The organism is Pannonibacter sp. I15F10I1 (assembly GCF_900185665.1).
Lineage (GTDB): Bacteria > Pseudomonadota > Alphaproteobacteria > Rhizobiales > Stappiaceae > Pannonibacter > Pannonibacter indicus.
In genome coordinates this window covers 105,211-125,942 of sequence record NZ_FYAN01000028.1, presented here as the reverse complement: position 1 = coordinate 125,942, position 20,732 = coordinate 105,211, and the positions used below count along the sequence as shown (strand labels likewise).

General features: G+C 63.9%; 21 protein-coding genes. 18 read left to right on the top strand and 3 right to left on the bottom strand.

Annotated elements, in window-relative coordinates:
- Window positions 1–15 precede the first annotated feature (15 nt).
- Window positions 16–1,011 carry an acyltransferase family protein gene (locus IF10I1_RS19180; protein WP_186391428.1) on the bottom strand — a complete coding sequence of 332 codons (996 nt, stop codon included), beginning with the start codon at window positions 1,009–1,011 and terminating at the stop codon, window positions 16–18.
- A gap of 157 nt (window positions 1,012–1,168) precedes the next feature.
- Complete coding sequence (locus tag IF10I1_RS19175; protein WP_058898385.1) at window positions 1,169–1,654, bottom strand: FxsA family protein; 486 nt, start codon at window positions 1,652–1,654, stop codon at window positions 1,169–1,171.
- Between the two features lie 276 nt (window positions 1,655–1,930).
- Between IF10I1_RS19175 and IF10I1_RS19170 the strand changes: the two genes are divergently transcribed.
- The 10 genes from IF10I1_RS19170 to recR all read left to right on the top strand — a co-directional run bounded on the left by IF10I1_RS19170 (window position 1,931) and on the right by recR (window position 12,159).
- Entirely contained in the window at window positions 1,931–2,656 is a 726-nt protein-coding gene (locus IF10I1_RS19170) for a Tim44/TimA family putative adaptor protein (RefSeq protein ID WP_122522466.1), read from the top strand.
- A 128-nt stretch (window positions 2,657–2,784) separates the two neighbouring features.
- Window positions 2,785–3,885, top strand: coding sequence for a murein transglycosylase A (locus IF10I1_RS19165; RefSeq protein WP_186391427.1), 1,101 nt, complete (start codon window positions 2,785–2,787; stop codon window positions 3,883–3,885).
- Entirely contained in the window at window positions 3,882–4,496 is a 615-nt protein-coding gene (locus tag IF10I1_RS19160) for a Smr/MutS family protein (protein ID WP_050473634.1), read from the top strand. The genes IF10I1_RS19165 and IF10I1_RS19160 overlap by 4 nt, the downstream gene beginning before the upstream one ends.
- Before the next feature lie 37 nt (window positions 4,497–4,533).
- Window positions 4,534–4,905, top strand: coding sequence for a helix-turn-helix domain-containing protein (locus IF10I1_RS19155; RefSeq protein ID WP_122522470.1), 372 nt, complete (start codon window positions 4,534–4,536; stop codon window positions 4,903–4,905).
- Between the two features lie 127 nt (window positions 4,906–5,032).
- Window positions 5,033–7,852 carry a [protein-PII] uridylyltransferase gene (locus IF10I1_RS19150; RefSeq protein ID WP_186391426.1) on the top strand — a complete coding sequence of 940 codons (2,820 nt, stop codon included), beginning with the start codon at window positions 5,033–5,035 and terminating at the stop codon, window positions 7,850–7,852.
- A gap of 22 nt (window positions 7,853–7,874) precedes the next feature.
- Window positions 7,875–9,485: a murein biosynthesis integral membrane protein MurJ gene (gene murJ, locus IF10I1_RS19145; protein WP_186424612.1), complete on the top strand. Its 1,611-nt coding sequence runs from the start codon at window positions 7,875–7,877 to the stop codon at window positions 9,483–9,485.
- Between the two features lie 111 nt (window positions 9,486–9,596).
- Window positions 9,597–10,676, top strand: a complete 1,080-nt coding sequence (gene trpS, locus IF10I1_RS19140) for a tryptophan--tRNA ligase (RefSeq protein WP_122522476.1) — start codon at window positions 9,597–9,599, stop codon at window positions 10,674–10,676.
- Window positions 10,677–10,693: 17 nt separating this feature from the next.
- Window positions 10,694–11,014, top strand: a complete 321-nt coding sequence (locus IF10I1_RS19135; protein WP_058898392.1) for a YbaB/EbfC family nucleoid-associated protein — start codon at window positions 10,694–10,696, stop codon at window positions 11,012–11,014.
- A gap of 36 nt (window positions 11,015–11,050) precedes the next feature.
- Complete coding sequence (locus tag IF10I1_RS19130) at window positions 11,051–11,464, top strand: nucleoside 2-deoxyribosyltransferase (protein WP_186391424.1); 414 nt, start codon at window positions 11,051–11,053, stop codon at window positions 11,462–11,464.
- 86 nt (window positions 11,465–11,550) lie between these two features.
- Window positions 11,551–12,159 carry a recombination mediator RecR gene (gene recR, locus IF10I1_RS19125; protein WP_058898393.1) on the top strand — a complete coding sequence of 203 codons (609 nt, stop codon included), beginning with the start codon at window positions 11,551–11,553 and terminating at the stop codon, window positions 12,157–12,159.
- A gap of 12 nt (window positions 12,160–12,171) precedes the next feature.
- On the opposite strand, the gene IF10I1_RS19120 is transcribed toward recR, so the two are convergent.
- Window positions 12,172–12,900: a class I SAM-dependent methyltransferase gene (locus tag IF10I1_RS19120; RefSeq protein ID WP_186391423.1), complete on the bottom strand. Its 729-nt coding sequence runs from the start codon at window positions 12,898–12,900 to the stop codon at window positions 12,172–12,174.
- Between the two features lie 291 nt (window positions 12,901–13,191).
- Here IF10I1_RS19120 and IF10I1_RS19115 point away from each other — a divergent pair, with 291 nt between their 5' ends.
- The 8 genes from IF10I1_RS19115 to gshB all read left to right on the top strand — a co-directional run bounded on the left by IF10I1_RS19115 (window position 13,192) and on the right by gshB (window position 20,566).
- Window positions 13,192–13,860, top strand: coding sequence for a sulfate transporter family protein (locus tag IF10I1_RS19115; RefSeq protein ID WP_186391619.1), 669 nt, complete (start codon window positions 13,192–13,194; stop codon window positions 13,858–13,860).
- 72 nt (window positions 13,861–13,932) lie between these two features.
- Complete coding sequence (locus tag IF10I1_RS19110) at window positions 13,933–14,838, top strand: glutaminase (RefSeq protein WP_186391618.1); 906 nt, start codon at window positions 13,933–13,935, stop codon at window positions 14,836–14,838.
- A 253-nt stretch (window positions 14,839–15,091) separates the two neighbouring features.
- The gene (gene sdhC, locus IF10I1_RS19105) at window positions 15,092–15,496 is read left to right on the top strand and encodes a succinate dehydrogenase, cytochrome b556 subunit (RefSeq protein WP_019964266.1); all 405 of its coding nucleotides are present in this window, start codon (window positions 15,092–15,094) and stop codon (window positions 15,494–15,496) included.
- 11 nt (window positions 15,497–15,507) lie between these two features.
- Entirely contained in the window at window positions 15,508–15,891 is a 384-nt protein-coding gene (sdhD, locus tag IF10I1_RS19100) for a succinate dehydrogenase, hydrophobic membrane anchor protein (protein ID WP_026355658.1), read from the top strand.
- 5 nt (window positions 15,892–15,896) lie between these two features.
- The gene (gene sdhA, locus IF10I1_RS19095; RefSeq protein WP_186424611.1) at window positions 15,897–17,723 is read left to right on the top strand and encodes a succinate dehydrogenase flavoprotein subunit; all 1,827 of its coding nucleotides are present in this window, start codon (window positions 15,897–15,899) and stop codon (window positions 17,721–17,723) included.
- A gap of 12 nt (window positions 17,724–17,735) precedes the next feature.
- A complete protein-coding gene (locus tag IF10I1_RS19090) occupies window positions 17,736–18,578 on the top strand; it encodes an FkbM family methyltransferase (RefSeq protein ID WP_050474000.1) in 843 nt (280 codons plus the stop codon).
- 55 nt (window positions 18,579–18,633) lie between these two features.
- Window positions 18,634–19,416 (top strand): succinate dehydrogenase iron-sulfur subunit, encoded by a 783-nt coding sequence (locus IF10I1_RS19085; RefSeq protein WP_019964270.1) that lies wholly within the window; start codon window positions 18,634–18,636, stop codon window positions 19,414–19,416.
- Window positions 19,417–19,621: 205 nt separating this feature from the next.
- Complete coding sequence (gene gshB, locus IF10I1_RS19080; RefSeq protein WP_186424610.1) at window positions 19,622–20,566, top strand: glutathione synthase; 945 nt, start codon at window positions 19,622–19,624, stop codon at window positions 20,564–20,566.
- Window positions 20,567–20,732: the final 166 nt, after the last annotated feature.

Sequence of the window (20,732 nt, the reverse complement as noted above, 5' to 3'; positions counted from 1 at the left end):
GCTGGCTTCTTCGTCTCAGGCAATCCGCGCCCAGCCGGGCCGCTCGATGAGGAAGCCGAGCCAGCCAGTGCGGCGGATGAACCACAGCAGCAGCAGCGGGGCGAGGCTTGCCACCAGCGTCACCAGCAGGGAAACCGTGCCAATATTCAGCACACCGGCTTTCAGCAGCAGCACGCGGGAGAGTGCCATGGGCAGGAAGAAAGCAAGATAAATGACGATGGAATTCTGACCGATGAAGCGCAGCGGATCGAGCAGGGGAAGCTGCGCCAGCAGGCTGGAGACGAGCACGATGGCCACAGCTCCGGCAAAGCCAAGCGCCAGGGAAACACCCGGCAACTCACTGTAGCCCGCAAAGACGGCAAATCCATTGCCCAGCGCCCAGAGCCCAAGCCCGGCCAGCGCTGTGCCGCGATGCGCCGCCCCCCAGTCCGCCAGCACGAAGAGGCGGCCCGCAAACACATAGCCGCCGAAGAAATAGACAAACCGATCGGCAAAATAATCGGCGATGTAGATACCCGTCTCGACCGGCAGGATCTGCAGCAGGGCAGCAGCAGCCAGCGTCAGCTGCCAGGGCACCTTCAGGTCATGCAGGGCCTTCGTCACGGCGAAAAAGATGGCCAGCAGATAGATGAACCAGAGCGTGCCGAAGGGCTGAACGAAGGAAATGAGATATTCCCGCAAGACGCCCCACCAGCCGAGTTCAGCGGCAAAGGACGGGGCCTTGAGCGCGAACTGGATCGTCAGCCACAGAACGTAAAAATAGGCGAAATGCAGCACCTTGCGGTCGGCATAGAGCCGCCAGGGCCACGACAGGACAAGCGCGGTGAAAAGCCCGGAGATCATGAAGAAATCCGGCATGCGGAAAGGTGCGGCAAACTGCACCACCGGGTGCATCCAGCCCATCTGCCCGGCGGCCTCCTCAACACCCAGCACCGAATGCATCATCACGACAAAGATGATGCAGATGCCCTTGGCGTGATCCACCCAGCCGATTCGCCCCACTTGCCCCATTCCGCGTCTCCCCCACGGCGTCGCCGTCCATCCCGGACCACAGCATTCCTTCAGGAGGGTGATGCGGTTCAAAATTCCACGAGCCAGCGGAAACTTATCGGACCGAACGGCGGATGGCAGCAGTCACTTCTGTGTGAGGGTCACTCTGCCGCAGAGGTCAGTTGCCGTCACGCCAAGGGCTGATGCGCGGGGTGCTGTCATCATCGGGCTTGTGGCGGGTGCTGGTCCATTCGGCGCCGTCCAGGTCCACCACCGGCTCGCCCTGCTTGCGGCGGCGGTTGACCACCACGATGGAGGCGCGGCGGGAGAAAAACCGCGCCAGCGCCACGCGCAGCGGCGGAATGAACAGCAGAAGACCGACTGCATCGGTCAGAAAGCCCGGCAGAAGCAGGAACAGGCTTGCCAGAACGATCATCGCGCCCTGCATCATGTCGTCGCCCGGCACGCGCCCGGCATCCAGTTCGGACTGCATGCGGCGGACAAGGGAAAGCCCCTGCTGGCGCAACAGTGCCGTTCCGGCGACGGCGGTGAACACCGTCAGCAGGATTGTCGGCAGCACGCCGATGGCCTTTCCGACCACAATGAACACGGCAATTTCGGCAAGCGGCAGCAGGATGAGGCCGCCGAGGATCAGCAGAGGCAAGGATTTGAACCCGTTGACAGTTAACTAACGGGTACAAGATAGGCTGAGATGGCAGAAATTGCGAGGCATCGGCGCATTTTTGCAATTTCTTCGCCCCTTGGAGGGGCTATGTCCCCAATCTGCGCCTTGCAAATGGACAAGACACTTGCCCCGCGCACTGGATGCTGGTTCAACAGAACCTACATATAGGATTGAATGATTGTCCCGCAGTCCTTTCCGGCCGGTCAGGCCGGTCACGAGAGGCTGCGGATCGCGGAGAGAGCCCGGTAGCACCAAATGAACGATATCTTTGACGTCACGAACATCATTCTTCTGGGGCTTGCGGTCTTTATCTTCTTCAAGCTGCGCTCCGTGCTGGGCCGCCGGACCGGCAACGAGCGCCCGCCGTTCGATCCCTATTCCAAGCCCGCACCGGACAAGAACGGCCAGGCCCGCGCCGAAAGCCCGCGCGACAACGTGGTGCCGCTGCCCGGTTCGCAGCAGCGCCAGGAACCGGAAGAGCAGGCAAGCCCGGATCAGCTGGCCGACAAGGTGGCTCCGGCCGGTTCCGCGCTGAACGAGGCCCTGCGCCAGGTTCTGTCCGCGGACCGCAGCTTTGAGCCCGAGCAGTTCCTGCAGGGCGCCAAGGCGGCTTACGAGATGATCGTCACCGCCTTTGCCGAAGGCGACCGCAAGACGCTCAAGCCGCTCCTGTCTCGCGAGGTCTTCGACGGCTTCAACAGCGCCATCTCCGAGCGCGAAGCGCGCGGGGAGACCATCGAGTCCACCTTTGTCGGCATCGACAAGGCCGACATTGTTGAAGCAGGCATGAAGGGCAGCATTGCCCAGGTGACCGTGCGCCTGCAGAGCGAGCTGATTTCCGCCACCCGCGACAAGGACGGCCATGTGATTGATGGCGATCCCAACCGCGTGAGCGAAGTGGTGGACATCTGGACCTTCGCGCGCGACACCACGACACGCGATCCGAACTGGAAGCTGGTCGCAACCGAATCGGCAGGATGACGGTGCAGTCAGCACAGGCATTGCGATGGGCCGCAGCCCCTGCTGCGGCCTTTCTGCGTTTCCGGCGGCAGACGTTGCGGGGCCTGGCCGCAGCGCTGTGCCTTTGGGGAACCGGCGGGGCAGGGGCCATGACATTCGACACGGAACTGCCGCTGAAACCGGCGGATTTTGCCAGCCTCCGGGGCTGGGCGCAGGACGGCCATCTGGCCGCCCTCCAGTCCTTTCTCCGGTTTTGCACCAGCGATGGGCAAGGCGCTCAGGCACGCAATAGCCTGCAGCGCGCCCTGACGGCTGCCTGCCGCAAGGCGCAGGAAGAAGCTCCCGCAACGGATGCCGCTGCCCGTGCTTTCTTCGAGCGGGAGTTCCGGCCCTTTCACGTTGCCTCAGAGGGCTTCGTCACCGCCTATTTCGAGCCGGAAGTGCGCGGTTCGCGCCAGCCATCGCCCGCCTATGCCGCTCCGCTCTACCGGGCGCCGGAGGGATTGACCACGTTGAAGCCGGAAGGCACGCCGAAGGCGCTATCCGGGCTCACCCATGCGCTGAAAACCTCAAAAGGCTTCCGCGAAATGCCGGACCGGGGCGCCATCATGGATGGGGCGCTGAAGGGCAGGGGGCTGGAGCTCGTCTGGCTGGCCGATCCCATTGATGCCTATTTCGTCCATGTGCAGGGCTCCACCCGGATCCGTCTGGAAGACGGCTCGGTGATGCGGGCAGGCTATGCCGGCAAGACCGGCCATCCCTACACCGCCATCGGCAAGGTGCTGGTGGACGCGGGTGAAGGCACACCGGAAGACTTCACCATGCAGGGCCTGCGCGCCTGGCTGACGGCCAATCCGGAACGGAGGGACGGGCTGTTCCGCCGCAACCGCTCCTTCATCTTCTTCCGCGAGGTGACCGAGGTGGGGCCGGAGCTTGGTCCCATTGGCGCGGCTGGCCTGCCCCTGGTGCCGGGCCGGAGCCTTGCCATTGACCCGCGCTTTCACAGCTATGGTCTGCCGGTCTTCGTCGGAGCGGATCTTTCCGGTGCAGGTCTGGCGCAGCCGCAGTGGCAGCGGCTGATGATTGCCGATGACACGGGCTCGGCCATTCGCGGGGCCGCGCGCGGCGACATCTTCATGGGCTCGGGCGATGCGGCAGGGGCTGCGGCCGGAGCCGTGCGCCACAAGGCCAGCTTCACCATTTTGCTGCCGCGTGTGCTCACACCGAAACCCTCGGGGCAAGGCTCATGAGCGGACGGCGCGGGCGCAACAAAGGCCTTTCGACCGAAGACAGGCAGATCTGGTCGAAAGTGGCGGCAACGCTGACACCGCTCAAGACCACGCGGCCGCTGGAACCGGACCCGGATCTGGAGCATGAGCTGAGCCTTGCCGAGGAAATGGCCCGGGCCGGTATCGCCATGACGGGCGCCGGACAGGACGCAGGCGCGCCTGAAACGGCCATCCGCTCCCCCGCCCAGCCCAAGGGCCCGCCGCCACTGGCGCCGCTGGAGCGGCGGGTGCGGCAGAAGATCGTGCGCGGCATGCGCAGCTTTGATGCGCGGATCGATCTGCATGGCCTGACCCAGCACGAAGCACATGACCGGTTGCGCGGTTTCCTGCATCTTGCCTATCAGCGCGGCCATGTGATCGTGCTCGTCATCACCGGCAAGGGCGGACGCAACGGGCCGGGCTCCGGCCATGGCGCGCCCTATATGGACGAGCGCGGCATTCTGCGCCGGGTGGTGCCGCAATGGCTTGCCATGGCCGATCTGCGGCATATCGTGCTGGGGTTCGAGGAAGCACATCTGACCCATGGCGGGTCCGGCGCGCTTTATGTGCGCCTGCGCAAGCGCAAGGCTTGATGTCAAAGCAGGAACAGTGGCAGGGGCAAGAGACGGCATGACACCGCTGGGAGCCAAGATCAGGGAAATGAGGGCTAGGCGCGGCATCTCGCTGAAGGAGATGGCGGCGGGTCTAGCCGTGTCCAGCGCCTATCTCTCGGCGCTGGAACATGGCAAGCGCGGCAAGCCCACATGGTTCCTGGTTCAGCGAATCATAACGTTTTTCAATGTCATCTGGGATGAGGCAGAGGAAATCCAGCGTCTGGCGGAGATTTCCGATCCAAAGGTGACCATCGACACCTCGGGGCTGGACCCGAAGGCGACGGAGTTCACCAATCTGCTAGCGCGCAAGATCGAGGGCCTGTCCCCGGATTCCCTCGATCATCTGCTGCACCAGCTGCGGGTCGTTGCCGCCAGGGATGGTGTCTGACCGGCAGATCCTGCCTCAAGTCAGGACCTGCATAGTTTAGAGGCTTTCAGGGCGCGTTACGGGCATATAGGGTCCGGCGCGGCACAGGCCTGCCTTGAAGCGGCAGGCCCGGACAGGACGACCACATATGAAGCTTCCCGCAGCAGACCTGAATGAGCTTGTCGACGCAGATGCCCTGCGTGAAAGGCTGACCGCCCTGACCGCCCCCCACAACGGCAAGGGCACGGACCTTAAGGTGCGCGCTGCCGTGCTGGGCGAGTTGAAGGCTGCCTACAAGACCGGCCGCGATCTGGCGCAGGAAGGCCTGAAGCGCGATGGCAGCGGCCTTGCCTGCGCCCAGCGCCTGAGCCATCTGCAGGACGAACTGATCCGCGTCATCTATGATTTTGCCCTCTGGCACGTCTACCAGATCAAGAACCCCTCGGCTGCCGAACGCATGGCCGTGGTGGCGGTGGGCGGCTACGGGCGCGGCACGCTGGCGCCGGGCTCCGACATCGATCTGCTGTTCCTGCTGCCCTACAAGCAGACCCCCTGGGGCGAGCAGGTGGTGGAATACATCCTCTACATGCTGTGGGATCTGGGCTTCAAGGTTGGCCACGCCACCCGCAACATCGACGAATGCATCCGCCTTGCCCGGCAGGACATGACCATCCGCACGGCCATTCTGGAGGCCCGCTTCATCTGGGGCGAGGAGCCGCTGTTCGAGGATCTGCAGACCCGCTTTGATGCGGAAGTCGTGGCCGGTACCAGCTCCGAATTCATCGCCGCCAAGCTTGCCGAGCGCGATGACCGGCACAAGCGGCAGGGCACCTCGCGCTATCTGGTCGAGCCCAACATCAAGGAAGGCAAGGGCGGCCTGCGCGACCTGAACACCCTGTTCTGGATCGCCAAGTATCACTACCGCGTGCGCACCCAGTCCGATCTCGTGTCGCAGGGTGTGCTGTCGCGGGCCGAATACAACCGCTTCATCAAATGCGAGGACTTCCTGTGGGCGGTGCGCTGCCACGTGCATTTCCTCACCGGCCGGCCGGAAGAGCGCCTGTCGTTTGATCTTCAGCGGGAAATCGCCATCCGCCTCGGCTACACCCAGCATCCCGGCCAGAAGGATGTGGAGCGCTTCATGAAGCACTACTTCCTTGTGGCCAAGGATGTGGGCGACCTGACGCGCATCTTCTGTTCGGCGCTGGAAGACCAGCATGTGAAAAAGCCGCATGGCTCGGGCATCGGCGGGCTGATGCTGCGCCTGCGCGGCGCGCGCGGCAGCAACGTGCAGCCGATCCGCGAGGCCCCCGGTTTCGTTGTTGAGAACGGCCGCATCAATGCCGCATCGGACACCGTGTTCAAGGATGATCCGGTCAACCTGATCCGTGTGTTTCAGGTGGCGGACAGAATGGAGCACCATCTCCATCCGGAGCTGATGAAGCGGATCCACCGCTCCCTGTCGCTGATCAACGGGGCCTTGCGGGACAATCCGGAAGCCAACCGGCTGTTCCTCTCCATCCTCACCTCCCGCAACCACCCGGAAGAAACCCTGCGCGCCATGAACGAGGCCGGCGTGCTGGGCCGCTTCGTGCCGGATTTCGGCAAGGTGGTGGCGATGATGCAGTTCAACATGTACCACCACTATACGGTGGACGAGCATCTGATCCGCTCCATCGGCGTGCTGGCCGAAATCGAACGCGGCGATGCGGGCGAGGGCAATCCGCTCTCCACTCAGCTGATCAAGACCATCCAGAACCGCAAGGTTCTCTATGTGGCCATGTTCCTGCATGACATCGCCAAGGGCCGGCCGGAGGATCATTCCATCGCCGGGGCGCGCATTGCCCGCAAGATCTGCCCGCGCTTCGGCCTCAGCGCCTCGGAGACCGATACGGTCGCCTGGCTGGTGGAGCATCACCTCGACATGAGCACCTATGCCCAGTCGCGCGATCTCTCCGACCGGAAGACCATCACCGACTTTGCCCATATCGTGCAGAGCATGGAGCGGCTGAAGCTGTTGCTGATCCTGACCGTGGCCGATATCCGCGCGGTGGGGCCGGGTGTCTTCAACGGCTGGAAAGGCCAGCTGCTGCGCACGCTCTATTACGAATGCGAGCCGCTGCTGACCGGCGGGCACAGCCAGCTGAGCCGCAAGGAGCGGGTGGCCGATGCCAAGGCGCGGCTGGAAGAAAAGCTGTCGTCCTGGCCGGAGGCGGCACGCAAGGACTATGTGGCGCGGCATTATCCGGCCTACTGGCTGCGCACCGAGCCGGAGCGCACGCTGGCTCATGCCGAGCTGATCCACAACGCCGATCTCAAGCATGAGCGCTTTGCCGCCGCCGTCACCACCCGCGCCTTCGAGGGCGTCACCGAAATCACCCTGCTGGCTCCGGACCATCCGCGCCTTCTGTCCTCCATCGCCGGGGCCTGTTTCGTCACGGGCGCCAATATCGTCGATGCCCAGATCGACACGACCACGGATGGCTTTGCGCTGGACACGATCTTCGTCAGCCGCGAGCTGCCCGATGATGCGGATGAAAGGCGGCGGGGTGAGCGGATCACCGATCTCATCCTCAAGACCCTGCGCGGTGACGCGCCGCTGCCCGAGCATGTGAGCAAGAAGACAGCCGTGAAGGGCCGGATGAAGGCCTTCCGGATCACGGCGGATGTGATCGTCAACAACTCGTCCTCGGACAATTACACCATCATCGAGGTGAGCGGCCTCGACCGGCCGGGCCTTCTGTATGACCTTACCCGCGCCATGGCGACGCTGAACCTCAACATCGGCTCGGCCCATATTTCCACCTTCGGCGAGCGGGTGGTGGACGTGTTCTATGTCACCGACCTGACGGGGCAGAAGATCTCCAACATCGCCCGGCAGGATGTGATCCGCGAGCGGCTCGTGCAGGCGGTCGACGGCAAGCTTGAAACAAATTCCGGGGCGGCGGCACTGGTGACGCAATCCTGACCAGCGGCGGACCCTTGATCCCATGAGCATGCTGCGGAACTTTGCCACTGTCGGCGGCGCCACCCTCGCCAGCCGTCTGATCGGCTTCGCGCGCGATGCCATGCTGGCGGCCGTCGTTGGCACCGGGCCGGTGGCCGATGCCTTTGTCGTCGCCTTCCGCCTGCCCAATCTCTTCCGCCGCCTGTTTGCGGAAGGCGCCTTCAATTCCGCTTTCGTGCCGCTTTTCGGCCGGACACTGGAGGAAGAGGGCGAGGAAGCGGCCCGGCGGGTGGCCGGGGAGATTGCCGCTGCCCTGTTCTGGACGCTTCTGGCGCTGACGGCACTGGCGCAGGTTTTCATGCCAGCGGTGGTCTGGGCGCTGGCACCGGGCTTTGCGGCAGAGCCGGAGAAGTTCGACCTCACCGTGCTGATGTCACGGATTGCCTTCCCCTATCTCCTGTTCATGTCGATGCTGGCCTTTGCCGCCGGCATTCTCAACACCTATCACCGCTTCGCTGCAGCGGCTTTTGCCCCGGTGATGCTGAATGTGGTGATGTGTGCCGTCCTCGCGGCCATTGCGTCTGCCGGTGTGTCTGACGAGCGGACCCTGGCCCTGTCCTTGAGCGGCGGCGTTGCCCTGGCCGGCATCGTGCAGCTTGTCTTCGTGCTGGCAGGGTTGAAACGCCTCGGCTTCCGCGTGCCCGTGCTACGCCCGCGCCTGACGCCGGCCGTGCGCAGGCTTGCGCTTCTCGGCGTGCCGGGGGTGATTGCGGGCGGCATCACCCAGATCAACATCGTCGTCGGGCAAGTGATTGCCTCGGGCGAGGCCAGCGCCAATGCGCTGCTCTATTATGCCGACCGGCTTTATCAGCTGCCACTGGGCGTCATCGGCATCGCCGTGGGCGTCGTGCTGCTGCCCAGCCTGACGCGGCAGCTGCGCTCCGGTCAGGGTGCCACCTTCCGCAAGACGCTGAACAGGGCGATGGAGTTTTCCCTCGCCCTGACGCTGCCTGCCTCGGTGGCGCTGGTGCTGATCCCGGAGGAGATCGTCTCGGTGCTGTTCCAGCGCGGCGCCTTCGGCCGGGAGGCGGTGGAGGGCACTGCCCTGGCGCTGGCCGCCTTTGCCTGGGGCCTGCCTGCCTTCGTGCTGCACAAGGTGTTTGCCCCCGGCTTTTTTGCCCGGGAGGACATGCGCACCCCCATGTGGTGCGCAGGGATCAGCGCCGTGATCAACCTTGTCCTGTCGCTGCTGCTGTTCCCGGACTTCCGGCATACAGGCATTGCCGCCGCCACCAGCATTTCGGGCTGGGTCAACACCGTGCTGCTCGGCCTTGCCCTGTGGCGCAGCGGCTATTTCGTGCCGGACAGGCTGGTGCTGCGCAAGGTGGCGCTGCTGTTCGTGGCCAGCCTGCTGATGGGCGCGGCGGTGGAACTCCTGTCCGGGCCGCTTGCGCCGCTGCTGACCAGTGGCCATCTCTCCATCCGCCTTGCCGGGCTGCTGCTGCTGACGGGATCCGGCATGGCCACCTTCGCGGTCTTTGCGCAGATCACCGGCGGTGCCGATCTCATCGGCTTTACCCGCCGCCTGCGCAAGGGCCGGGAGAAAGGCGAAGACGGCAAACGCGATGCCATGCCCGGCTTCATGTCCGATTGAAGCCCAAAGCTCCCGGCTTGCCTTGCCGCCAGCGGTTCGCCATAAGAACAGCGGCATTCTGCCTTCCCATTTACGGGCCCTTCCAACCGGCCAACTCTCAGGGACTTGATCATGACGGCTTTCCAGCCCCGCTGTTTTTCTGGTGTCCAGCCAACCGGCAATCTCCATCTCGGCAATTATCTGGGCGCCGTTTCCCGCTGGGTGCCGCTGCAGGACCAGATGCCGTCGATCTTCTGCGTCGTTGATCTGCATGCCATCACGGCCGGGTTTCCGGATGCGGGCGAACTGAAGAGCGCGACCCGCGAGGTGACCGCCGCCTATATCGCCGCCGGCATCGACCCGAAGCGCTCCATCATCTTCAACCAGAGCCAGGTGAAGGAACACGCGGAACTGGCGTGGATCTTCAACTGCGTCGCCCGCATGGGCTGGCTGAACCGGATGACCCAGTTCAAGGACAAGGCCGGCAAGAACAGCGAGAATGCCTCCGTTGGCCTGTTCGCCTATCCGAACCTGATGGCCGCCGACATTCTGGCCTACCGCGCCACCCACGTGCCGGTGGGCGATGACCAGAAGCAGCATCTGGAGCTGACCCGCGACATTGCGCAGAAGTTCAACAACGACTTTGCGGAGCGCATCAAGGAGCTGGGCATCGGCGTGCCGAACCCCACGCCCTCGCCGGAAGTGCCGGACGAGCTCTATCTGCCGCTGCCCGAGCCTATGATTGCCGGTCCCGCCACCCGCATCATGAGCCTGCGTGACGGCACCAAGAAGATGTCGAAGTCGGACCCGTCCGACCTGTCGCGCATCAATCTTGCCGATGATGCGGATGCCATCTCCAAGAAGGTGAAGAAGGCCAAGACCGATCCCGAGCCGCTGCCGGGCGAAGTGGAAGGCCTGAAGGGCCGCCCCGAGGCGGACAATCTGGTCGGCATTTTCGCAGCTCTCGCGGGCAAGACGAAGGAAGAGGTCATCCGCGATTACGGCGGGCAGCCCTTCTCGGTCTTCAAGCCGGCGCTGGCGGATCTTGCCGTCGACAAGCTGGCGCCGCTTTCGGGCGAAATGCGCCGCCTGATGGCCGATCCGGCCGAAATCGACAAGGTGCTGAAGGCAGGCGCGGAAAGCGCCTCGGCCATTGCCGAACCGGTGCTGCGCGACATGCGCAAGATCATCGGCTTCCTCGACGTGCGCTGAACCACAAGGAGACACCCATGGACTTCCTCAAGATGATGAAGCAGGCCAAGCAGATGCAGGAGAAGATGGGCTCCCTGCAGGAAAGCCTGGCCGCCGTTGAAGTAACCGGCAGCGCCGGTGCCGGTCTTGTCACCGTCACCCTGTCGGGCAAGGGCGACATGAAGGGCCTGAAGATCGATCCTTCGCTGGCCAAGGAAGACGAGGTGGAAATCCTCGAAGACCTGATCCTCGCCGCCCACACCGACGCCAAGGCCAAGGCCGAGGCGATGATGGCGGAAAAGACCCAGGAACTCATGAGCGGCATGGGCCTGCCCGCAGGCTTCAAGCTGCCGTTCTGAGGGAAGGGTTATCGCGGAACTGGCACGGGAGCGCATATGAAGATTTGCATCTGCGGTTCAATGCGCTTCATTGATGCCATGGAAGCGATGGCAGAACGCCTGCGCAGCTTTGGACATGAGGTGGAAACGCCTGTCCGGGAAGAGGAGACCCTCGACTGGTCTTCTCTTCTTCCCGCTGAGGCCATCCGCCTCAAGCGTGGCTTCATTGATGGCCATCTCACCCGTATCCAAAGCTGTGATGCGGTGCTGATTGCAAATTTCGACCACAAGAATGTGGCCGGGTATATTGGCGCCAACACGCTCATGGAAGTGGGCTTTGCTCATGCCTTCGGAAAGCCGGTTGTTCTGCTGAAAGCGCCGGGCGGCCAGTCCTGCGAGATCGAAGTGCTCGCGCTGGCGCGTTTCATTCTGAATGGCGACCCTGTACCCTTCCCGCAGCTGGTGGACTGATGCGGGATTGCACTTGCGGGCGCGGCTGTTCCAATGACGAGGATGACCATTCCATCTCTACCGGGCAAGGATAAGGACGCAGTTTGATGGCCAGCCGGAAGGTTGCAGGACCCGAGATTGAACGCCTGATCCAGCTTCTTGCGAAGCTGCCGGGCCTTGGTCCCCGCTCGGCGCGCCGGGCAGCGCTGCATCTGATCAAGAAAAAGGAGCAGCTGCTCGTGCCGCTCGCCTCCGCCATGGCTGTCGCGGTGGAGAAGGTGGGCGTGTGCTCGGTCTGCGGCACGGTCGACACGTCCGACCCTTGCGCCATCTGCTGCGATCCGGCCCGCGACGAGGGACTGCTGGTCGTCGTCGAGGATGTGGCCGATCTCTGGGCGCTGGAGCGGGCGGCGGCGCTCAATGCCCGCTATCACGTGCTCGGCGGCACCCTGTCGCCGCTGGATGGCGTCGGCCCGGAGGATCTCAACATCGCCTCGCTGGTGGAGCGGGTGAACCGGGGCGGCATCCGCGAGGTGATCCTGGCGATCAGCGCCACGGTGGAAGGGCAGACGACGGCCCATTACGTCACCGGCGAACTGGCCGCCTCCGGCGTCACCGTCTCGCGCCTCGCCCACGGCGTGCCGGTGGGCGGGGAGCTGGACTATCTGGATGAAGGCACGCTGGCACAGGCCCTGAAGGCCCGCACCCGGCTTTGACCTTTTTTCGTGTCAGTGAGACGGACCTGCCTCGTAGACGAGGAAGGAACAGGGCATGGGCCCGGTCAGACGGAACACCTCCTGCGCCTGCGCAAAGCCTGCGGCAAGGCCGAGGGACTTCCAGCCGTCCAGCGTCTCGGGAAAGTCGAAGCTGTTGATGTGCTGCCACATGTGGTCGAACTCGTCCGGGGCAAGCACGGCCCAGGCCTGACGCAATTCGCCCGCCATCCGCGCCATGAAGGCGTCCCGGGTCAGCCCGTCCGGCAGCACCGGTTCATAGACCGCCATCATCCCGCCCTTGCGCAAGGCGTTGCGGGCAAGGGCAAAGAGCTGGCGCTTTTCGTCCTGCGGCAGGTGATGCAGCGACAGGCCGCACCAGATCACATCCACCGGCCCGGTGCTTTCCGGCGACAGGGCCACCAGCATGTCGGTTTCCTCAAGCGTCACCGGGAAGGGTGCGGCGGCAAAGTTGCTCCGCGCCAGCGACAGGGCCATGGCGGACAGGTCGATGCCGCGATAGGTGGAAACCGGGCAGCGGCTCAGCACGCTGCTGGTGACGGTGGCATCACCGCAGGCAAGCTCCAGAATGGAAAAGGGCGCCGGAAACCGGGCGGAAATCTCCCGCTCCAGCACTTCGGCCACCTCCACATGGCCGAAAAGCCCGGTGCTGGTGAGCTTGCGGTAGATGCCCCATTCAAAGCGGAACAGATCCGCCGCATTCTGCTTGCTGCTTGCCGGCATGCTCTCCTCCCACGGAAATAGGCCGCAACCGTCCCGCATGGTACACCAATTTACCCGGGTCACCAATGGACGCTGTTGCAAGCTGAACTGTGAAATGCGGTTTCGGGTTCCCTGCCTTGTGGCCGGTGCAGGCCGCGCTTATCTCTGCCCTGAAAGGCAGTGATGCCAAGGCTTTCGATGCTGACGCATCATGCCTTGGAATTGCTCAGATGCCCGATGGGCTCGAGAAACTCCCGGCGTGCCGGGCTCATCGAGAGTTGGTATGAGACGCGCAAGGACTGGAAGCTGCCGATGATTTCCGATGCAATCCGCTCTCTGGGGCAGGTTTTCGAGCCGGCTTTCCGGGCGATCCTGATCAAATCCCTGGCGTTCACGCTGGCCGTGCTGATGGCCGTATGGATCGGGTTGCAGGCGCTGGTCGCCGGGTTTGTGGAACTACCCTATCCATGGCTCGATACGGTGGTGACGATCCTGACCGGCATCGGCGCCATCTTCGCGCTGGGCTTTCTGGTGGCGCCGGTGACCGCGCTTTTCGCCGGGTTCTTTCAGGATGATGTGGCGGAAATCGTCGAGCGGACGAATTATCCGGCCGACCTGCCGGGCAAGGCGCTGCCACTTGGAACATCGCTGCTTTCGACGCTGCGGTTCACGGGTGTGGTCATTCTGGGCAATCTTTTTGCGCTGGTGCTGCTGCTGGTGCCGGGCATCAACCTCATCGCCTTTTTCGTGGTGAATGCCCATCTGCTGGGCCGCGAGTTCTTCGAGTTCGCCGCCTCCCGCTTCATGCCGTTAACGGAAGCCCGGCGGCTGCGGCAGGCAAACAGCGGCAAGGTGTTCATGGGCGGCCTGCTGATTGCGGCCGTTCTTGCCGTGCCGCTGCTGAACCTGGTCACGCCGGTTTTTGCGACGATTTTCATGGTCCACCTTTTCAAACGGCTTTCCTTGACCCGCCGGGTATGATTGTGTCCGCCACCCGGTGACGGCTGAGGAGGAGCCTGCCGCACGCCGGTGACAGAACTTGGGCGGGAGCAGATGCAGGATCTTCTGGACGCAATCGTCAGTGACGCCATGGCCTCGGACGACCGGGGCAAGGTGGCGGATTACATCCCGGAGCTTTCCCGGGTGGATCCGAATCAGTTCGGCATCTGCGTAGCCACCGTATCCGGCGAGGTTTATGCCGCCGGGGATGCGGATACGCCCTTTTCGATCCAGTCCGTGTCCAAGGTGTTCGCGCTGGCTCTGGCGCTGGGCAAGGTGGGTGACCAGCTGTGGCACCGGGTGGGGCGGGAGCCTTCGGGCCTTGCCTTCAACAGCCTGTTGCTACTTGAGCACGAGAACGGGATTCCGCGCAACCCGTTCATCAATGCCGGGGCGCTGGTGACCACGGACACCTACCTGGCGGACTCCTCGCCCCGCGAAGCGCTGGGCCAGATGGTGCGGTTTGTGCAGGCAGCCTGCGACTTTGAGGACATTCGCATCAACCAGAATGTTGCGCAGTCAGAAGCTGCAACCGCGAACCGGAACTTCGCCCTTGCCCATTACCTTGCTTCCTTTGGCAATTTGCGGAACAGCACCGACAAGGTACTTGGCACTTACTGTCACCAATGCGCCATCGACATGAGCTGCCGCCAGCTGGCGCTGGCCGGGCGGCTGCTGCTGGAAGGGCCGGGCATGCCGCGCCTGATTTCGCGCGACCGGCGCCGGCGCATCAATGCACTGATGATGACCTGCGGCCATTATGACGGCTCGGGCGACTTCGCCTTCCGCGTCGGCCTGCCGGGAAAGAGCGGCGTTGGCGGCGGAATTCTCGTCATCGCGCCGGGCCGGGCTTCCATCGCCGTCTGGTCTCCGGGCTTGAACCAGTATGGCAATTCCAAGTTGGGCACGGAGGCCATGGAGACCTTTGCGCGCAAGACGGGCTGGTCTGTCTTCGGATAAACCTGAAGATTCCTGTCAAGTTAAAGCCGTTTCAGCACCTGCATAAACTTCACGCCATATTAACCCGCTCTGGTCTTTCAATCGTTCAAACCCGCGAGAATCCGCGCTTCGTATTCGAGGGAAAGAAACTCAATGCAGTTTTCACCCTCAGGATACTTTGACGAGCCGTGTTCTTGGCGCTATTACCCCACTAGACAACGCCGCAGATTGCTGACGTTTACGTAAACGGTAGCATGGCGTCGGACGGGAGAGAATGTCCATGCCGGATGTCGATGTGAAGGGCAGCCGCCCTCTGTCGCCCCATCTTCAGATCTACAAGCCGATCCTGACGATGGTGATGTCGATCCTCCACCGCATCACCGGTGGGGCGCTTTATTTCGGGACCCTGCTGCTGGCTTGGTGGCTCATAGCCGCCGCCTCCGGCGAGGCCTATTATGATTTCGTCAATGGCCTGATGGGTTCGATCCTTGGCCGCCTGGTGCTGTTCGGCTTCACCTGGGCCCTTGTTCACCACATGCTGGGCGGCATCCGCCACTTCATCTGGGACATGGGCGCCGGTTTCGGCCGTGAAGCACGCGAATGGCTGGCCCGTGCCACCATCATCGGTTCGGTGACGCTGACGATCCTGCTCTGGATCATCGGCTACATGGTCCGCTGAGGAGATAGATCATGAGCGATATGCGCACTCCCCTCGGCAAGGTCCGCGGCCTTGGCTCCGCCAAGGAAGGCACCGAGCATTTCTGGCGCCAGCGCGTCACGGCCTTTGCCAACGTCTTCCTCATCTCGTTCTTCATCGTGCTGGTCATTTCCCTGCAGGGCTCAAGCCATGCGGAACTGGTTGCAGCCCTGAAGAACCCGCTGCTGTCGATCCTGCTTCTGCTGGTCATCCTGTCCGGCATCTATCACATGAAGCTCGGCATGCAGGTCATCATCGAGGACTATGTCCACGGTGACGGCGTGAAGTTCCTCGCCCTGATGGCCAACATCTTCTTCTGTGCCGCTGTCGGCCTCGGATCGGTGTTCGCGGTCATCAAGATTGCCTTTGGAGGCTGATCCACATGGCCAAGACCTATGAATTTGTCGAACACACCCACGATGTGGTGGTGGTCGGCGCCGGCGGTGCCGGTCTGCGCGCCACCCTCGGCATGGCCGAGCAGGGCCTGCGCACGGCCTGCATCACCAAGGTGTTTCCCACCCGCTCCCACACGGTGGCAGCACAGGGCGGCATTGCCGCCTCGCTGAAGAACATGACGCCGGACTGCTGGGAATGGCACATGTACGACACGGTGAAGGGCTCCGACTGGCTCGGCGACACCGACGCCATGGAGTATCTCGCCCGTGAGGCCCCCAAGGCCGTGTATGAGCTGGAGCACTATGGCGTGCCCTTCTCGCGAACCGAGGACGGCCGCATCTACCAGCGCCCCTTCGGCGGCCACATGCAGAACTACGGCGAAGGCCCCCCGGTGCAGCGCACCTGCGCGGCGGCAGACCGTACCGGCCACGCCATCCTGCACACGCTCTATGGCCAGTCCCTGCGCCACAACGCCGAATTCTACATCGAGTATTTCGCGCTCGACCTGATCATGTCGGAAGACGGCGTGTGCCAGGGCGTGATCGCCTGGAACCTCGATGACGGCACCATCCACCGCTTCTCCGCGAAGATGGTGGTTCTGGCGACCGGCGGCTATGGCCGCGCCTATTTCTCCGCCACCTCGGCCCACACCTGCACCGGCGACGGCGGCGGCATGGTGGCCCGTGCGGGCCTGCCGCTGCAGGACATGGAATTCGTGCAGTTCCATCCGACCGGCATCTACGGCTCGGGCTGCCTCATCACCGAGGGCGCCCGCGGCGAAGGCGGCTATCTGGTCAACTCGGAAGGCGAACGCTTCATGGAGCGTTATGCCCCCTCCGCCAAGGACCTTGCCTCCCGCGACGTGGTGTCGCGCTGCATGACCCTGGAGATCCGTGAAGGCCGCGGCGTCGGCAAGAACAAGGATCACATCTTCCTGCACCTCGACCACCTGGACCCGGCCATGCTGGCCGAGCGCCTGCCGGGCATTTCCGAATCCGCGAAGATCTTCGCGGGCGTGGACGTGACCAAGGAGCCGATCCCGGTTCTGCCGACCGTGCACTACAACATGGGCGGCATTCCCACCAACTACTGGGGTGAAGTGCTGAACCCGGATGCCGCCAACCCGAACCGCATCCAGCCGGGCCTGATGGCCGTGGGTGAGGCGGGCTGCGCATCGGTGCATGGCGCCAACCGCCTTGGCTCCAACTCGCTGATCGACCTTGTGGTCTTCGGCCGCGCCGCTGCCATCCGCGCAGCCGAGGTTGTCGATCCGAAGTCCGCAGTGCCCACGCCGAACCAGCGCTCCTGCGAAGAAATCATGGCCCGCTTCGACAAGACGCGCCACGCCAGCGGCAGCACGCCGACGGCGGCCCTGCGCGAAAAGATGCAGCGCGCCATGCAGGAAGACGCGGCCGTGTTCCGCACCCAGGAAAGCCTGGAGCAGGGCTGCAAGCGCCTCTCCGCCATCTGGGGCGAAATGAGCGACCTCAAGGTCTCCGACCGGTCCATGGTCTGGAACTCGGATCTCGTGGAAACCCTCGAGCTGCAGAACCTGATGGCCAACGCCATCACCACGGTCTACGGCGCCGAGGCCCGCAAGGAGAGCCGTGGTGCCCATGCCCGCGAAGACTACAAGGATGGTCCGCTGGGTGGCCGTGATGACGACAACTGGCGCAAGCACACCTTGTCCTGGGTGGACGAGGCCGGCAACGTCAAGCTGGACTACCGTCCGGTCGTCCTCGAGCCGCTGACGCCCTACGAGCAGGGCGGCATCGACCCGAAGAAGATCGCCCCCAAGGCACGCGTGTACTAAGGACGGCACCCGATGTCCGCAACCGCCCGGCCAGACACCAGTTCCCCCTTCGGCACGTACCGTGCCGAGGGTCTGGTGCGTCTTGCCTGGGGGCTTGCGGACCGGCATGACATTTCCGCCTTTCTGCGCAAGCGGATCAGGTCACTGGTGGCCCGTCTTTTCGGCGGCCCCTATGACACGGTGGTGGAGGGGCTGAAGTTCCGCGTCTACCCCGGCGCCAACTACGACGACCGCAAGATGCTGGCCCGCGGCCGGCTGCCGGAGCGGGCCGAGCACGGTCTCCTGGCACCGCTCATCCACCGGGGCATGGTCTTCGTCGATGTGGGCGCCAATGTGGGCACCTATTCCCTGTTTGCCGCTGCTGCCGGTGCCCGTGTGCTGGCGGTTGAGGCAAGCGAGGAGACGGCGGAAAAGCTGGCCTTCAACATTGCGGCCAATGGCGCGGGCAGCATCACGCTGGTGCGCACGGCGGTGGGGGACCGGGAGGGGGAGCTTTCCCTCTGGCGCGAGCCCTCCAACGCCGGTTTTGCCACCGTGGTGGAAGATCTGACCACCGGCGAATGGGCCGGAAACTGGTCCAATGTCACCGTTCCGGTGCGCCCGCTGCTCGATGTGATCAGCGAGGCAGGCCTTGAGCGGGTGGATGTCATGAAGCTGGACGTGGAAGGGTTTGAGGACCGTGTCCTCCTGCCCTATCTGCGGACGGCAAACCGGGACCTCTGGCCCCGGGCGATCCTGATTGAAACAAACTGCCGGCCGCACTGGGCCGAGGACTGCCTGACCCTTCTGGCAGATCTCGGTTACGTCAAGGCCGGTGAAACCAGAGACAACATCCTGTTCCGGCTGGCGGCCTGACGGGGAACTGACTGGCGCGGACATTCATCCGGCGCCGTAACGCGGAGCGACGATAATGGTTCAGCTGACGCTTCCCAAGAACTCGAAGGTGACCGAGGGCAAGGTCTGGGACAAGCCGGCGGGCGCCACCAACCTGCGCGAATACCGGATCTACCGCTGGAATCCGGATGACGGGCGCAACCCGCGCATCGACACCTATTTCGTCGATCTCGACGACTGCGGCCCGATGATCCTGGACGGTCTGATCTACATCAAGAACAAGATCGACCCGACGCTGACCTTCCGCCGCTCCTGCCGCGAAGGCATCTGCGGCTCCTGCGCGATGAACATCGACGGCACCAACACCCTTGCCTGCACCCGCGGCATGGATGAAGTGTCCAAGGGCGCCATCAGCATCTACCCTCTGCCGCACATGCCGGTGGTGAAGGATCTGGTGCCGGACCTGACCCGCTTCTACGCCCAGCACCGCTCCATCGAGCCCTGGCTGAAGACGGTTTCCCCGGCCCCGGAAAAGGAGTGGCGCCAGAGCCATGAGGACCGCGCCAAGCTGGACGGCCTCTACGAGTGCATTCTCTGTGCCTGCTGCTCCACCTCCTGCCCGTCCTACTGGTGGAATGGCGACCGCTACCTCGGCCCGGCCGTGCTGCTGCAGGCCTACCGCTGGCTCATCGACAGCCGCGACGAAGCCAAGGGCGAGCGTCTCGACAACCTCGAGGATCCGTTCCGCCTCTACCGCTGCCACACCATCATGAACTGCGCGCAGGCCTGCCCGAAGGGCCTGAACCCGGCCAAGGCCATCGCGGAGATCAAGAAGATGCTGGTGGACCGCCGCGTCTGACCCGGTTCAAGGCACACGCAGCTGACAGCTGATCAGGGCCCGCTCTGCCCCTTCCGCAAGGAACCGGGGCAGGGCGGGCCTTCTTTGTTACAGGCCGCCGGTTTCTGACCCGGTTGCCTATTCTGGACAAACCGGTCCAGAAATCACATATGTATGTGCCCCGCCGCAAAGCGGCCCCTGACATGAAGTTTTCCGGAGAACAGGCATGGCCCTGAAGGTCGCGGTCCAGATGGACCATATTTCGTCCATCAACATTGCCGGTGACAGCGCCTTTGCGCTGATGCTGGAAGCGCAGGCGCGCGGGCACGAGCTTTACCACTACACGCCGGACCGGCTGGCGCTGAAGGACGGCAAGGTCTTCGCCGCGCTGGAGCCGGTAGCGGTGCGCGACGAAAAGGGCAACCACTTCACGCTGGGCGAAAAGCAGCGCACGGATCTGTCGCAGATTGACGTGATCCTGATGCGCCAGGACCCGCCCTTCGACATGGCCTATGTGGCCGCCACCCATCTTCTGGAAAAGATCCATCCGCAGGTGCTGGTGGTCAACAATCCGGCCGAGGTGCGCAACGCGCCCGAAAAGCTGTTCGTCACCGAGTTTGCCGACCTGATGCCGCCGACACTGATCACCCGCGACCGGGCCGAGATCGACGCCTTCCGTGAGGAGCATGGCGATATCGTCATGAAGCCGCTGTTCGGCCATGGCGGGGCGGCGGTGTTCCGCATCACCAATGATGACCTCAACTACGGCTCGCTCTACGACTTCTTCGCCGCCACCTTCCGCGAGCCCTGGGTGATCCAGCGCTTCCTGCCGAATGTGAAGCACGGCGACAAGCGCATCCTGCTGGTGGACGGCGAATATGCCGGTGCCGTCAACCGGGTGCCCGCGCCGGGCGATCTGCGCTCCAACATGGTGCGCGGCGGCTCGCCGAAGGAATCCGAGCTGAGTGACCGCGAGCGTGAGATCTGCGCCCGCCTCGGGCCTGCCCTCAAGGCCAAGGGGCTGATCCTCGTCGGCATCGACGTGATCGACGGCAACCTGACGGAAATCAACGTCACCGCCCCCACCGGCATCCGCGCCGTCAAGCGCCTCGGGGGCCCGGATATTGCTGTGCGCGTCTGGGATGTGATCGAGGCCAAGCGCCGGGCGTAAAGCCTGGCATACACACTGCAAAATTCTCGATCGTCATACCGGACGAGAGCGAAGCGAAGATCCGGGACCGGTGAGCCAAGGCCCATCGGTACCGCCCTTGAGCGCAGGCAACCCGCACCCCGGCTCACCGGTCCCGGCTCGCGCTGCGCTTGGCCGGGATGACGCG

What these genes read in the sequence shown, in the direction of transcription:
- IF10I1_RS19150 (WP_186391426.1), top strand. Translation starts at nt 5,033, where the DNA reads ATGAAGCTTCCCGCAGCAGACCTGAATGAGCTTGTCGACGCAGATGCC.
- IF10I1_RS19160 (WP_050473634.1), top strand. Translation starts at nt 3,882, where the DNA reads ATGAGCGGACGGCGCGGGCGCAACAAAGGCCTTTCGACCGAAGACAGG.
- IF10I1_RS19180 (WP_186391428.1), bottom strand. Translation starts at nt 1,011, where the DNA reads ATGGGGCAAGTGGGGCGAATCGGCTGGGTGGATCACGCCAAGGGCATC.
- recR (WP_058898393.1), top strand. Translation starts at nt 11,551, where the DNA reads ATGGCCAGCCGGAAGGTTGCAGGACCCGAGATTGAACGCCTGATCCAG.
- IF10I1_RS19120 (WP_186391423.1), bottom strand. Translation starts at nt 12,900, where the DNA reads ATGCCGGCAAGCAGCAAGCAGAATGCGGCGGATCTGTTCCGCTTTGAA.
- sdhA (WP_186424611.1), top strand. Translation starts at nt 15,897, where the DNA reads ATGGCCAAGACCTATGAATTTGTCGAACACACCCACGATGTGGTGGTG.
- IF10I1_RS19155 (WP_122522470.1), top strand. Translation starts at nt 4,534, where the DNA reads ATGACACCGCTGGGAGCCAAGATCAGGGAAATGAGGGCTAGGCGCGGC.
- sdhD (WP_026355658.1), top strand. Translation starts at nt 15,508, where the DNA reads ATGAGCGATATGCGCACTCCCCTCGGCAAGGTCCGCGGCCTTGGCTCC.
- IF10I1_RS19170 (WP_122522466.1), top strand. Translation starts at nt 1,931, where the DNA reads ATGAACGATATCTTTGACGTCACGAACATCATTCTTCTGGGGCTTGCG.
- IF10I1_RS19085 (WP_019964270.1), top strand. Translation starts at nt 18,634, where the DNA reads ATGGTTCAGCTGACGCTTCCCAAGAACTCGAAGGTGACCGAGGGCAAG.
- IF10I1_RS19090 (WP_050474000.1), top strand. Translation starts at nt 17,736, where the DNA reads ATGTCCGCAACCGCCCGGCCAGACACCAGTTCCCCCTTCGGCACGTAC.
- IF10I1_RS19110 (WP_186391618.1), top strand. Translation starts at nt 13,933, where the DNA reads ATGCAGGATCTTCTGGACGCAATCGTCAGTGACGCCATGGCCTCGGAC.
- murJ (WP_186424612.1), top strand. Translation starts at nt 7,875, where the DNA reads ATGAGCATGCTGCGGAACTTTGCCACTGTCGGCGGCGCCACCCTCGCC.
- IF10I1_RS19130 (WP_186391424.1), top strand. Translation starts at nt 11,051, where the DNA reads ATGAAGATTTGCATCTGCGGTTCAATGCGCTTCATTGATGCCATGGAA.
- IF10I1_RS19115 (WP_186391619.1), top strand. Translation starts at nt 13,192, where the DNA reads ATGATTTCCGATGCAATCCGCTCTCTGGGGCAGGTTTTCGAGCCGGCT.
- gshB (WP_186424610.1), top strand. Translation starts at nt 19,622, where the DNA reads ATGGCCCTGAAGGTCGCGGTCCAGATGGACCATATTTCGTCCATCAAC.
- IF10I1_RS19165 (WP_186391427.1), top strand. Translation starts at nt 2,785, where the DNA reads ATGACATTCGACACGGAACTGCCGCTGAAACCGGCGGATTTTGCCAGC.
- trpS (WP_122522476.1), top strand. Translation starts at nt 9,597, where the DNA reads ATGACGGCTTTCCAGCCCCGCTGTTTTTCTGGTGTCCAGCCAACCGGC.
- IF10I1_RS19135 (WP_058898392.1), top strand. Translation starts at nt 10,694, where the DNA reads ATGGACTTCCTCAAGATGATGAAGCAGGCCAAGCAGATGCAGGAGAAG.
- sdhC (WP_019964266.1), top strand. Translation starts at nt 15,092, where the DNA reads ATGTCCATGCCGGATGTCGATGTGAAGGGCAGCCGCCCTCTGTCGCCC.